This is a genomic window from Jiangella muralis, assembly GCF_001270745.1.
Lineage (GTDB): Bacteria > Actinomycetota > Actinomycetes > Jiangellales > Jiangellaceae > Jiangella > Jiangella muralis.
Map to the genome: position 1 here is coordinate 487,091 of NZ_KQ434753.1, position 13,324 is coordinate 500,414.

The 13,324-nt window shown below is 73.3% G+C and carries 8 protein-coding genes; 5 read left to right on the forward strand and 3 right to left on the reverse strand.

All coding sequences use genetic code 11. The features are described 5' to 3' along the window. Positions 1-7 precede the first annotated feature (7 nt). Positions 8-769: a GntR family transcriptional regulator gene (locus ACW62_RS07910; RefSeq protein WP_053203512.1), complete on the reverse strand. Its 762-nt coding sequence runs from the start codon at positions 767-769 to the stop codon at positions 8-10. Positions 770-959: 190 nt separating this feature from the next. Between ACW62_RS07910 and ACW62_RS07915 the strand changes: the two genes are divergently transcribed. Genes ACW62_RS07915 through ACW62_RS07935 form a run of 5 tightly spaced genes read left to right on the forward strand, consistent with a single transcriptional unit; the run spans position 960 to position 5,555 of the window. Then, complete coding sequence (locus ACW62_RS07915) at positions 960-1,787, forward strand: ABC transporter permease (RefSeq protein ID WP_157574509.1); 828 nt, start codon at positions 960-962, stop codon at positions 1,785-1,787. Continuing rightward, on the forward strand, positions 1,784-2,557 hold the full coding sequence (locus tag ACW62_RS07920) for an ABC transporter ATP-binding protein (protein ID WP_053203513.1): 774 nt from the start codon (positions 1,784-1,786) through the stop codon (positions 2,555-2,557). The genes ACW62_RS07915 and ACW62_RS07920 overlap by 4 nt, the downstream gene beginning before the upstream one ends. A gap of 2 nt (positions 2,558-2,559) precedes the next feature. Next, complete coding sequence (locus ACW62_RS07925) at positions 2,560-3,576, forward strand: ABC transporter substrate-binding protein (protein ID WP_169792009.1); 1,017 nt, start codon at positions 2,560-2,562, stop codon at positions 3,574-3,576. Between the two features lie 20 nt (positions 3,577-3,596). Continuing rightward, entirely contained in the window at positions 3,597-5,132 is a 1,536-nt protein-coding gene (betC, locus tag ACW62_RS07930) for a choline-sulfatase (RefSeq protein WP_053203515.1), read from the forward strand. Between the two features lie 57 nt (positions 5,133-5,189). Next, positions 5,190-5,555, forward strand: a complete 366-nt coding sequence (locus ACW62_RS07935) for a J domain-containing protein (RefSeq protein ID WP_053203516.1) — start codon at positions 5,190-5,192, stop codon at positions 5,553-5,555. Here the strand turns inward: ACW62_RS07935 and ACW62_RS35125 are convergent. Then, the gene (locus ACW62_RS35125; RefSeq protein WP_053203517.1) at positions 5,552-7,303 is read right to left on the reverse strand and encodes a CapA family protein; all 1,752 of its coding nucleotides are present in this window, start codon (positions 7,301-7,303) and stop codon (positions 5,552-5,554) included. The genes ACW62_RS07935 and ACW62_RS35125 overlap by 4 nt on opposite strands. Positions 7,304-7,779: 476 nt before the next feature. Further along, positions 7,780-13,293: an ATP-binding protein gene (locus ACW62_RS07945; protein ID WP_205629205.1), complete on the reverse strand. Its 5,514-nt coding sequence runs from the start codon at positions 13,291-13,293 to the stop codon at positions 7,780-7,782. Between the last annotated feature and the right edge of the window lie 31 nt (positions 13,294-13,324).

A 13,324-nucleotide genomic window follows, 5' to 3' on the forward strand; every position in this document is an offset into this window, starting at 1 on the left:
CGACCGATCACCGCGGGTAGGCGCTGGCGGTGAGGTAGAGGGCGTCGGGGCGGAAGACCAGGCGGCCGAGGGCGATGATGCGCTCGTCGTCGCCGAACAGCCGGCAGTGCACGACCAGCAGCGGCGCGCCGGGCGCCACGTCCAGCTCCGCGGCCAGCTCACCCGTGGCGGCGATGGCCGTGACGGAGTGGTCGCTGCGCACCAGCGGGACGTGCTCGACGTCGCGGAAGAACGTGGTGACGCCGTCGGTCAGCGAGTTGATGCGCACCTCGTGGCCGTTCAGCGTGGCCGGCAGCGTGTGCTCGACCAATGCCGCGGCGACGCCGTCGACGTCGTAGGAGCGGCTGACCCGGAACACCGGCGCGCCCGCGGCCAGGCCCAGCAGCGGGCCGCTCTCGTCGTCGGCGGCCTCACGGTGCACGCTGACCATGCGCACGTCGTGCCCGGCGCCGGCGCCGCCGAGGATGCTCGACACCGAGCAGATGTAGTCGATCGGGTACGCGATGGCGCGGTCGAGCGTGACCCGCTGCGGCGCCGTGATCAGCGTGCCCACCCGCCGCCGCCGCTCGATCTCGCCGGCCGCCTCGAGTGTGGCCAGCGCCTCGCGCAAGGTGCCGCGGGACGTGCCGAGCTGCTCGCTCAGCTCCTTCTCCGGCGGCAGGCGGTCGCCACCGCGGGCGCGCTCCTCGGCGATCAGCGCCCGCAGCCTCGACGTGACGGTGTCGACGCGCGGCCGGCGGACCGCGTCGGACGTGCTCGAAAGCGTCATCAGACCATGATCCTCTCGTGAATGGTTCGACCATATAGCCATGATCCCTACGGCACAACCCCATTGCTGCGGCTTGACGACCAGATCAAGGCAGCGTAAAAAGGTCCACAACTTTCCCCGGTCTTAATCGCCTTATTGGTTCAACCAAAGGAGCGTTCATGATCGCCACGCACGCGCCGCGGAGGGCGTCGTGACGGGAGCCGGCGCCGACGCCGGCCGGTACGGCCCCGCGCTGCGGGTCCGCCGGTTCGACCTCGGCGCCCGGCTGGGCCGGTTGGGACTCGGCGCCGCCGGGTTCGCCGTCGTCGGCGTGGCCTGGCACCTGATGGCCATCGGCGAGGTGTTCGGCACCGGCCTGTTGCCGACGCCGGTCGAGGTCGGCCGGGTCATCGTCGACGGGCTCGGCAACGGGCTGCTCGACGACCTGCTGATCAGCTTCCGCCGGGTCCTCATCGGCGTCGGGCTGGGCCTGGCCATCGCCGCGCCGATCGGCTTCGTGCTCGGCTGGTTCGGCATCGCCCGGGCGATGTTCAACCCGCTGGTGAACTTCCTCCGGGCGCTGCCGCCGATCGCGCTGGTGCCGCTGGTCATCGTCTACTTCGGCATCGGCGAGCTGTCGCGCGGCATCGTCCTGGTCTGGGCCGCGTTCTTCGCGACCATCGTCATCGTCTACGAGGGCGTGGCGGCCATGGAGGAGAAGTACGTGCGCGCCGCCCAGACGCTCGGCGCGACCCGGTTCGAGATCCTCGCCAAGGTCGTGTTCCCGCTCTCGGTGCCGCACATCATGACGGCGGCCCGGGTCTCGCTCGGCATCGGCTGGGCGTCGCTGGTCGCGGCCGAGCTGGTCGCCGCGCAGCAGGGCCTCGGCGCCGTCATCCAGAACGCGAGCAACTTCCTCGACATCCCGACGGTCTACGCCGGGATCATTCTGATCGGCGTCTGCGCGCTGGTCATGGACACCGGGATCCGGATGCTCTCGGCCTACGTCGTTCGCTGGCAGGACAGGGGAAGCCGATGACCCACCCCACCACCACGACCCGCGGGCTGACCGTCCGCGGCGTCAGCAAGGACTTCGGCAACGTCAACGTCCTGCGCGACGTCGACCTCGACATCGCCGAAGGCGAGTTCGTCGCGGTCGTCGGGCCCAGCGGCTCGGGCAAGAGCACGTTGCTCAACGCGATCGCCGGCTTCGTCACGCCGGACCGGGGCGAGCTGCTGGTGAACGGCGAGCCGGTGCGCGGACCAGGGCCGTCGCGGTGCGTCGTGTTCCAGGAGTACGCGATCTTCCCGTGGCTGACGGTGCGCCGGAACATCGACTTCGGTACCCGGCTGCGCGCGTGGAAGGGCACCCGGCAGGAGCGCGCCCGCGTCACCCAGCGCTACCTGGACATGATGGGCCTCACCGACTTCGCCGACGCGCTGCCGAAGACGCTGTCCGGCGGCATGCGCCAGCGCGTCGCCATCGCCCGCGCGTACGCCGTCGACCCCGAGATCCTGCTGATGGACGAGCCGTTCGCGGCGCTCGACGCGCAGACCCGCGAGCAGATGCAGGAGGCGCTGGTCGACATCAACCAGCGCGAACGGCGCACCGTCCTGTTCGTCACCCACCAGGTGGAAGAGGCGATCTTCCTGGCCGACCGGGTCGTCGTCATGAGCGCGCGACCCGCGACCGTGCAGGAGATCGTCGACGTCCCGTGGGGCGACCGGCGCACCCACGAGATCAAGACCGAGCCGGAATTCGTCCGGCTGCGCCGGCACATCGAGACCCTACTGCGTTCGAGGAGATGATCATGCGGACGACGACGTCTGCGGCCGTGGCCGGATTTGCCGCGCTCGGCCTGCTGCTCACCGCTTGCGGCGGTGACGACGGCGACAGCGCCAGCACCGAGGGCGGCACCGAGACCGTCCGGATCGGCTACATCCCCGGCCCGGCGCCGGCCATGAACCTGCTGCTGGCCGACGAGCGCGGCTACTTCGCCGAGCAGGATCTGGAGGTCGAGCTGACCCCGTTCCAGACCGGCATCTCGCTGTCCAACGCGCTCACCGGCGGCAGCATCGACGTCGGCGTCATGGGCGCCGTCGTCGCGAACTTCCCGGCCCGCGGGCAGGGCAAGCTGTTCCTGCTGAACAACCTCGAGGCCGACATCCAGCAGATCTGGGCGGCGCCCGGCTCCGGCATCGAGTCTGTGGCCGACCTCGCCGGCCAGCAGGTCGCCACCACGACGGGGTCGGCGGCGCACCTGCTGCTGCACGTCGCGCTGGAGGCCGAGGGCGTCCCCGCCGACGACGTCGAGATCGTCAACCTGGACATGCCCGCCGTCGCCAACACGTTCGTCACCGGCGGCGTGCCGGCGGCCGCGCTGTGGGCGCCGTTCGACGCGCAGGTCGAGGAGCAGTTGCCCGACGCGCAGCTGATCGCCACGTCGGCCGACTACGAGGACGCCGCCATCGCCGGCGGCTGGGTCGCCAACAACGACTACTACGACGGCCACAAGGACGCCCTCGCCCGGCTGGCCGAGGTGTGGCTGCGCTCGAACGAGGACCTCACCACCGATCGCGACGCCGCCGTCGCCGAGGCGTGCCCCCGGCTGGAGGAGTTCATGACCGCCGAGGACTGCGCCGAGATCTACGGCAAGACGCAGACCTACGGCAACGACGAGTGGGCCGCGCTCTACGAGGACGGCACCGCGCTCGACTGGGTCGGCCGCATGGAGCAGGTGTTCGTCGACATCGGCGCGCTGCCCGAGTTCGTCGAGCCGGACACGTTCTTCGACACCTCCGTCTTCACCGACGCCGTCGCGTCCTGACCCGAAGGAGATCCCCCGACGTGACCGGGCAGCCCCCGAACGTCCTCATCGTCATGGTCGACCAGCTGACGGCGTTCGGCCTCGGCGCGTACGGCAACGACGAGGTCCTCACCCCGCACCTGGACGCACTGGCCGGCCGCGGCGTGGTGTTCGAGAACGCGTACGCCAACTCGCCGCTGTGCGTGCCGTCGCGCGCGTCGATGATGACCGGGCGGCTGCCCAGCGGCGTCCCGTGCAACGACAACGCCGAGGAGTTCCCGGCGTCGGTGCCGACGTTCGCGCACACCCTGCGCCGGGCCGGCTACCGCACCATCCTCGCGGGCAAGATGCACTTCGTCGGGCCGGACCAGTTGCACGGCTTCGAGGAGCGGCTGACCACGGACATCTTCCCGGCCGACCTCACCTGGACCCGGCCGTGGGAGGACCTCGGCGACCCGCCGCGGCTGTCGGGCAAGCAGCGCAGCGGCGGGCGCGAGTACGTCGACATCCTCAACCGGTCCGGCCCGCAGCCGTGGACGTACCAGATGCACTACGACGAGGAGGTGCGGTTCCGGACGCTGCAGCGGCTGCGTGAGCTGGCGCTGGACACCGGGCCGCGGCGGGCCGAGCCGTGGCTGCTGGTGACGTCGATGACGCAGCCGCACGACCCGTACGCGGCGCCGCCGGAGTACTGGGACCGGTACGAGGGCCGGCAGATCCGGCTGCCGGACCGGTCCGCCGTCGCCGCCGAACGGCACCCGCTGGACGCCTGGGTCAACGCGTTCCACGGCGTCGACCTGCACGAGGTCACCGACGAGCAGGTGTACCGGGCTCGCCGCGGCTACTACGCGATGATCAGCTACGTCGACGACGTCGTGGGCGGGCTGGTGGCCGAGCTGGGCCGGCTCGGCCTGTCCGACGACACCGTCATCATGTTCACCAGCGACCACGGCGACCAGCTCGGCGAGCAGGACATGTTCTTCAAGCGCACGCTGCGGGAGTGGTCGGTGCGGGTCCCGCTGCTGGCCGCCGGGCCGGGCGTCGCGGCCGGGCACCGCGTCGCCGCGCCGGTGTCGCTGGCCGACCTGCACCCGACGCTGGCCGAGCTGGCCGGCACCACCCTGCCGGGCTGCGTCACGGACCGGTTCGACGGCGCCAGCCTCGCGCCGCAGCTGGCCGGCCGCGACGCCGAGCACCCGGACGTGATCCTGGAGAACTACGCCGAGGGCACCATCGCGCCGGTACGGGCGGTCATCCGGGGCCGGACCAAGCTGATGCGCGCCCCGGGGCTGCCGGACCAGCTCTACGACCTGGGCGCCGACCCCGGCGAGGAGCGCAACGTCGTCGACGACCCCGGCTACGCCGACGTGTCCGAGCGGATGCGCACCGACCTCTCCAAGGCGTGGGATGCCGAGGCGGCCCGGCGGACCATCGTCACCAGCCAGCGGGTGCGGGCGTTCCTCGGCGAGGCGATGGTGCACGGCCGGCACCACGCCTGGGACCACCAGCCGGACGCCGGGCGGGCGTGGGTCCGCGGCGCCGACGACGACCCGTGGGACCCGCTGTTCGGCTTCTGACCCCCGAGGGTGACCAAGTCGATGTCACAGTTGGCCGCCGCCGGGCGTCGTATGGGTATGGACCCGCACCAAGTTCTCGGCGTGCGGCGGGGCGCGACCCCGCAGCAGGTGACGCAGGCGTTCCGCCGCGAGGCCCGCCGCGGCGGCCACCCCGACACCGGCGGCGACGCCCACGCCTTCCGGCGGCTGGTCGCCGCCCGGGACGCGCTGCTCACGCCGGCGCCCGCCGGCCCGGCGACCCCGCCGGTCTCGTCCCCGCCGCCGCGACCCCGGCCGGCTGCTCAGCCTCGGCCGCGCCCGGCCGCCCGCCCGGCGCGGCGAGGTTCCGACTCGAGCGCCCTGCCGCTGATCGTGCTGGCCTTCGTCGCCTTCATCACGGTCCCGCACATCCTGCTCGCGATCGTGCTGGTCGTCGTCCCCTAAGACGTGCTGAAGTGCTGGTAGTCGGGGTCGGAGAACAGGCCACCCCACTCCCAGCCGGCCCGTTCGAATGCCTCGCGCACCACGCCGCCGTCCTGGATGACGCCGGGGACGGGCGGTGCGCCCGCGCTGCGGTCGACGTCGAGGTACGGGAGGGCGGCGGCCGGGCGGACGTCGCTGTCGACGACGTACGGGTTCTGCACCGGGTTGACGTCGATGGCCCGCCCGTAGGCGTGGTTGGACCACGTCGTCTGGCCGGCCACCCGGCGGCAGTTGTAGCCGGACGTGTTGTTGGCCGCCATCGACCGGTCGTCGTCGCCGCCGTACTCGTCGACCAGCAGCATCCGCTCGATCGGGAACCGGGCGGCGTAGAGCTCGGCGAACACGTCGACGACACCGGCGGCGACGTCCGCGTGCACGACCAGCTCGCCGCGGCGCGCACGGCCGTCGAACCCGATGTGGGTGACGGTGACGTGGCGCAGGTCGGTCAGCGGGACCGGGCAGGCGACGGGATCGTGGGAGCGCATGGCGAGGCTGACCGACGGGCCGATCGGCTCGATCGACGACGCGAACCCGGGCGGCTCCGGCGCGACGCCGTCCACGACCGGGTCCGCCACCGGGTCCGGGCCGGGTCCCGGTGCGAGGCCGGTGCAGCCGCGCAGCTCGTGCCAGGCGCGGACGGCGGCGGTGGCGGCGCTGCCGTCGAGCTGGGCCGGGCCGCCGCCCTCGAGCCCGATGGCGCCGGGCCGCCACTCGTCACCGACGATCTGGCCGTCGCGGACGGACAGCAGCAGCACGCCGGACTCCGCGGCCCGGCCGTGGTACCAGTAGAAGTTCCCGAGTCCGTAGGCGACATAGGTGTCGCCCATCAGCCCGGCGCCGGACGGCGTGTGGGCGTGCGCCCCGACGACGATGTCCGCGCCGGCCGCGGCCAGTTTCGCGGCGAGGCTCTCCTGCGACTCGACCGGACAGGCGTTGTACTCCTCGCCCCAGTGCAGGTAGACGATCACGAGGTCGTCCTTCGCGGCCGACGCGCGGACCGCCTCGGCCAGCACCGCAGCGCCGTCGCCGCGGGCCGACGCCAGCCCGGGCCCGGTCCCGGGCGCGGCCGCCCAGGTGGGGTCGGCGCTCTCGACGGGTGAGGCGTCGGCGGCGTGGACGGCGATGTCGGTGCCCTTGACGCGCACCCGGTGCGGCGCGAACGCCTGCCGGTCGGTGCGGCCCGCGCCGACGATCGGGACGGCGCCGGTCTCGCCCGCGGCGACGGTGTCGGCCACGCCGGCCGCGCCGTAGTCGGCGCCGTGGTTGTTCGCGACGGACACGACGTCGACGCCGGAGCGGGCGAGCACGTCGAGCGCGGTGGGAGGGGTGCGGAACCAGTACCGGTTCGACGCGACCTCCAGCTCCTTCGCGGCCGGCTCGCCCCGCGTCGTCACCGCCGACTCGAGGTTGACCATCGCCAGGTCCGCGGCGCGCAGGAGGTCGGACATCGGGCCGAGCGTGGCATCGGCCGCGGCCGGGACGCCGGAGAACTCGCCCTCGAAGTGGACGTCGCCGGCGAAGGCCAGCCGCAGCGTCTCGTCGTCGGCCACCGGATCGGGGGCGGCCGACGCGGTCGCCTCGGGCGACGGCGCCACGACCGGCGGCTCCGGCGCACCCGTCGACGCGACCGGCGCGTCGGGCAGCGGCACACCGGCGAGAACCCCGGCCACGGCGAGGACCGCCACGAGAACGAGCCGGTGACTCGGCATGTCCCGATCATAAAAGGGACATCTCAGAAGACTCTGAGATCCGGCGGCCGATGTGACCGAGTCCGGATGATCTCGGGCGGCCTCGAGCAGCCTTGGCACGCCGGATCGTGCCACAAACGCGGCATTTTCGGCGTGCTAGGTCACGTCCAGCCTCGGACCGCCGAGCCGGTGGTGTGAGGTGCGCAGACGGGCGGAACCGTGGCCGGCGCGTCCCCTTCGCACGATCCCCACCTCACTGTGTGGAGCCGCTGCGCCGGGTGGGGTGGATCACTGTTGCCCTGGCAACAGCCACGCCACCCACCAAGCACAGTGATCCCACCCAGTGACGTGCCCGGCGGGCGCACAATCGCCGCGCCCAACGATGCGGGGATCGATGTGAGATCGCTGCGGAAACGACGCGACATCACTGTCGCGGACACGACAGCGTTCTCCCATCGATCACGCAGCGATCCCCACATCGTTGGACGCGGCCGGGACTACTCCAGCCCTCGGCGGATCGCGGCGATGATCTTCGGCCGCAGCTGCGCGACCGAGACGACCTCGTCGACCGAGCCGACCTCGACCGCCCGCCGGATGTCGTGGACGCGGTCGAACTCGGCCGCGACCTCGGAGATCTTCTCGGCCCGCAGCGCCGCCCGCAGCTCGGCCAGCTCGACCAGCAGCGGGGCGCGCTCGCCGTTCGTGGCCTCGCCGATCTTGCGCTCCAGGGCGCCCACCGCCGGGTCGGCCGCGGCCCGCTTGTCGACCTCGGCCGCGAACACGACGGCCGCGGCGGGCGCGCCGCCGAGCACCGAGGCGTAGGAGCCCTCCAGCGCCAGCACGGTCATCCGCGGGTTGAGCCGCTTCGAGAACACCACGAACGCGCCGCCGTGGTAGCGGGAGATCACGCAGAACACGATCGGGCCGCGGAAGTTGACGACCGCCCGGCCGATCTCCGCGCCGTACTCCAGTTGCAGGTTGCGCATCGACTCCGGCGACCCGTCGAAACCGGACAGGTTCGCCAGCACCACCAGCGGCCGGTTGCCCGACGCGGCGTTGATGGCCCGGGCGATCTTCTTCGACGACCGCGGGAACAGCGTGCCCGCGGTGTAGGTGTCCGGGCCGTCGGTGGGCGGGAAGCCGCGCCGCGGCACCGGCTTGGACTCGATCCCGATCAGGCTGACGGAGTGCCCGCCGAGCCGGGTGTCGGTGACGACGGCCGTCTCGGCGTCGGCCATCCCGGCCCACCGCTCGCGCAGCGGCGCGTCGGCGTCGGCGACGGCGCGCAGCACCGCCCGGATGTCGAACGGCTTCTTCCGGTCCGGGTTGGCGGCGGCGGAGAACACGTCGCCGACGGTGCCGAACTCGCCGCCGTGCGGGTGGGTGGAGATGTCCCGGTCGTCGGGGTCGGTGCTGACGGCGACCCGGGGCGCCGTCTCCCCCGGCAGCACGTACGTCTGCTCGTAGTGCGCCATCAGGACGCCGAGCGCCTCGGCCAGGTTCGGCACCCAGTACTGCGCCTGCCCGTTCGGCCCCATGACGCGGTCGTAGCCGCCGATGCCGTAGTTGTCCTCGGCCGACACGCTGCCGGAGAAGTCCAGCGTCTGCTTGCCGGTGAGCACCATCGCCGAGTCCGGGGTCATGATCAGCACGCCGCGGGTGTGCATCAGCATGGTCGCCTCGGCGTTCCAGTACGGCTGCGCGCCGACGTTGATGCCGGCCACCACGACGTTGATCTCGCCGCCGCGCTGGGTGAACTCGACGATGCGCCGCAGCGCCGCCGCCACCCAGTCCATGTTCTCGGTGCCGGAGTCCATCGCCACCCGGGCGCCCGCGGACAGCGCGAACCACTCCAGCGGCACGCCCAGTTCCTCGGCGAGGTCCAGGGCCGCGATCACCCGCGCGCACTCGGCCTCGGCCAGCGCGCCGAGCGACTTCGTCGGGTCGCCGCAGAGCACGATCCGGGTCACGCCCTCGGGGTAGAGCGGCGTCGGCGTCGTCACCTTCGCGACGATGATCCCGGCGCTGTTGCGCCCGCGCGGCCGGTCCACCTCGACCAGCGCGCCGGCCTCGGTCAGGTCGAGCTCGGTGAGCGTGCCCTCGCCGGCCAGCACCGACTCCAGCTCGTACGGGTAGACCAGGCCGCGGCGGCGGGCCCGCAGCACCTTGCCCGCGTAGTCGTCCAGCGGCGCCAGCGGGGTCGTCGGCGGCGCGATGATGTCGGCGACGGTGCCGGCGCCGGGCTGGGCGTGGAACCGGATCGAGATCGGGTGCACGGTGCCGTCCGGAGCGGCGATGCGGCCCTGGGCCAGCACCTCCTCCAGCCCGGCGCCCTCGCTCAGCGGCGTGATCTTGGCCTGCAGCGCGGCCAGCTGGTCGACGTCGGCCTCCACCACCGGCCAGACGGTGACCCAGACGTGGTTCTGGTCCAGCCGCGCGCCCGCGCGACCCCGCGCGGTGCGGACCCGGCGGATCGCCTCCAGGCACTGCTCGACCGCCCGCTCGGCGTGCGGCAGGCCGATCACCTTGCCGGCCTCGTCGCGGACCACCGCGAGCTGCCGCACCTGGGCGCAGGCGACCAGCCGCCGGTCCGCCGGGTTGGTCTTCGCGACCGCCTCGTAGAGGATCACGTCGCCCGGCGCCTCCAGCCGGGTCACGTCGAACTCGGTCAGCCGCCACAGGTTCAGCCGGCGGCCCACCATCGGGTGCATGCCGCGGACGAGATCGTCCTCGGCCAGCGCGAACTCCACCGCGCCTGCCACCGGGCGGAAGGTGAAGTAGTCGACGCCGCGGTCCGGCTCCGGGCAGGCCGCCACCGAGACACGACGGGCCCGGGCCGCGTACGGCTGGGCGGCGATCAGCTCGTTCAACCGGTCCGAGGTCTCCTGCGGGTCCTCCGGCATGCCGGGCCAGCGCAGGTAGATCTCGACGACGTTCTCGTGGTCGCCGGCCAGCGCGGCGCCGATCCCGGCGGCCAGGGCGCCGCCCGCGGACAGCTCGGCGATGTCGGCGATGGTGGAGATCACCCGGGTCGAGCCGTGCTCCTCGGAGTGGAACTCGGCGGCCACGACGGGACGGCCGGCGATGTCCGTCACGGTGAGGTCGTGCATCGCGTACTCGCGGTAGTGCCGGCGGATCAGCACCTCCAGCAGCGGCTCCGCCGCCGGGAAGCGCTCGAACATCCGGTCGCGGAGGAAGCCGACCAGCTGCTCCGGGATCTGCGCCAGCGCCTCGATCCGCTGCTCCCGGTCCGGCGCGTCGGCCGCGGTCAGCGCGCGCACCTCGTCGGCGACGCCGTCCAGCACCTGCCGCCGCTCGGCGTCCACCAGCGGCTGGTCGAACCAGCGGAACCGGATCGACCGCGCGAGGTCGCCGACGACGGGGAAGCGCAGCTGGGTCGCCCGGACCAGCCGCTCCAGCTCGCCGCGCGCGGCCCGGGCCAGCCCGGTCGCCGGCCGCGACTCGGCCAGCCAGACCTGCAGGATCGACGTGGCGATCTCGACATCGGTCTCGGTGTGCTGCTGCGCCAGGAAGACCCGGAACAGCGCCTCCGCCAGCTCCGGCGTGCGCTCCAGGTCGGTGACGCCGTAGTGCCGCAGCACCCGCAGCAGCCGCTCGCGGAACTGCTCCGGCAGTCCGCCGCGCTCGGGGTCCAGTGACTGGAGGAAGGTATGGAAGTGCTCGCGGGTGCTGTGCACGCGCAGTTCGGTGTTGCCCTCGTCGCGGGCCGGCCGGTTGCGGCTGAGCTCGGCGAAGTCGGTGAACAGCCAGAGCAACCGCATCTCGGCGCGCAGCACGCCGGGCCGGTCGTCGGCGAGGTGGTCGCGCAGCCGCAGGTGGTCGGCGATGGCCGCGCGCCGCTGCTCCGGGTCGACGTCGAAGCCCATCAGCAGGCCGCGCAGCCGGTTCAGCGCGGCGATGGCCTGCGTGCGCTCGGTCCGGACGGGGCGCAGCGCGGCCACCTCGGCGGCCGGGTCGTCGCCGGGCCGCTGGTCCTCCGCCGGCGCCGCGGACGGCTCGCCGATCGGCTCCAGCCGGGCCAGCGGTGCGCCGGTCTCGACCTGGCTGCCGGCGCGGACCACCAGCTCGCGGACCCGGCCGGCGAACGGCGCGGGCAGCACCGTCTCCATCTTCATCGACTCCAGCACCAGCACCGGCGCGCCGGCCGCGACCTCGTCACCGACGGCGACAGGTGTCGCGACGACCAGCGCGGGCGCCGGAGCGCGCAGCATGCCGCCCTCGTCGCGGCTGATCCGGTGCGCGACGCCGTCGACCTCGACGAGGTGCACCGGCGGATGGGCCGCCGTCACCAGCCGGAACGTGTGCTCGCCGACGTGCAGCCGGCCGTGCACCTCGTCCAGCCGGTCCAGCCGCGCCTCGACCAGCTGCTGCACGCCGTCGGCGTCGACCAGCCCGACCTGGTAGGCGTCGGCCGCGCTCTGCCGCACCGTCAGCGTCGACCGGACGCCGCGCAGGTCCAGCTCGATCAGCTGGCCGGGCTCGTGCTGGGTCTGCGGCCGGCCGCCACGGGCGGTCTCCAGGAACCGGGCCACCTCGACCCGCTCGGCCTCCTCGTACGCCTCGATCGCGGCCGCGACCAGCGCCACCCCGGCGTGCCGCCGCGACACCAACCGGCCCTCGGTGCGGACGCGGTCGATCCAGCCGGTGTCCGCGCAGACCACGCCCGGCGCCCCGACGACGCCGCCGTCCGCGTCGAACGGCCCGGTCACCTCGGGCTGGTCGAGCAGGTCCAGGGCGAAGCTCTTGTTGGTGGCGCCGCCGTCGATCACCACGGTGGTCTCGCTCAGCGCGCGCCGCAGCCGGGCCAGCGCCTCCGCCCGGTCCGAGCCGTAGGCGATGATCTTGGCGATCATCGAGTCGAAGTCGGCCGGGATGGTGTCGCCCTCGGCGACACCGGTGTCGACCCGGATGCCCGGGCCGGTGGGGAACTCCAGCCGGCTGATCCGGCCCGGCGCCGGCGCGAAGTCGCGGTCCGGGTCCTCGGCGTTCAGCCGCGCCTCGACGGCATGGCCGCGCTCGGCCGGACGCTCACCCGTGAGCGGCGTCCCGGCGGCGATCCGCAGCTGCAGCCGGACGAGGTCCAGCCCGGTCACCTCCTCGGTGATCGGGTGCTCGACCTGCAGCCGGGTGTTCACCTCCAGGAACGCGAACGACCGCTCACCCGGGTGGTACAGGAACTCGACCGTGCCGGCCCCGGCGTACCCGACGGCGAGCGCCAGCCGCTCGGCCGCGGCCTTCACCTCGGCAACGCCGTCAGGCGGCAGCAGCGGCGAGGCGGACTCCTCGATCACCTTCTGGTTGCGGCGCTGGATCGAGCAGTCGCGGACGCCGACCGCCCACGCCGTGCCCTGCCCGTCCGCGATGACCTGCACCTCGACGTGCCGGGCACCGGTGACCAGCCGCTCCAGGAACACGACGCCGCTGCCGAACGCGCGCTCGGCCTCGTCGCGGGTGCGCTGGTACGCCTCGGTCAGCTCGGCCGGCGACGTGATCTTGCGGATGCCACGACCGCCGCCGCCGGCGCTGGCCTTCAGCATCAGCGGGTAGCCGATCCGCTCGGCCGCGGCCAGCGCGTCGTCGAGGGTGTCGACGCCGCCGCCGCTCCACGGCGCGACCGGGACACCGACCTCCTCGGCGATCAGCTTGGAGCCGATCTTGTCGCCCAGCCGGCGCATCGCCTCCGCGCTCGGCCCGACGAAGGTGATGCCGAGCTTCTCGCACAGGTCGGCGAAGCTCGGGTCCTCGGCGACGAAGCCCCAGCCGACCCAGACCGCGTCGGCGCGGACGTCGATCAGGGCCTGCTCCAGCCGGGCGAGGTCCAGGTAGGGCCGGCGGGCGGCCGGGCCCAGCAGGTACGCCTCGTCGGCCTCCCGGACGAACGCCGCCGTCGCGTCGACGTCGGTGTGCAGCGCGATCGTCCGCACCGCCGTGGCGTCGTCCGCGGGTCCGGAGCGGGCGTTGAGATCCCGGACGGCGTGGATGAGCCGCATCGCGGCCTCTCCCCGGTTGACGATCGCGATA

Bases quoted from the DNA above. Each gene is read 5' to 3' on its own strand.
- ACW62_RS07910 (WP_053203512.1), bottom strand. From the start codon at position 769: ATGACGCTTTCGAGCACGTCCGACGCGGTCCGCCGGCCGCGCGTCGAC.
- ACW62_RS07920 (WP_053203513.1), top strand. From the start codon at position 1,784: ATGACCCACCCCACCACCACGACCCGCGGGCTGACCGTCCGCGGCGTC.
- ACW62_RS07925 (WP_169792009.1), top strand. From the start codon at position 2,560: ATGCGGACGACGACGTCTGCGGCCGTGGCCGGATTTGCCGCGCTCGGC.
- ACW62_RS07935 (WP_053203516.1), top strand. From the start codon at position 5,190: ATGGACCCGCACCAAGTTCTCGGCGTGCGGCGGGGCGCGACCCCGCAG.
- ACW62_RS35125 (WP_053203517.1), bottom strand. From the start codon at position 7,303: ATGCCGAGTCACCGGCTCGTTCTCGTGGCGGTCCTCGCCGTGGCCGGG.
- ACW62_RS07945 (WP_205629205.1), bottom strand. From the start codon at position 13,293: ATGCGGCTCATCCACGCCGTCCGGGATCTCAACGCCCGCTCCGGACCC.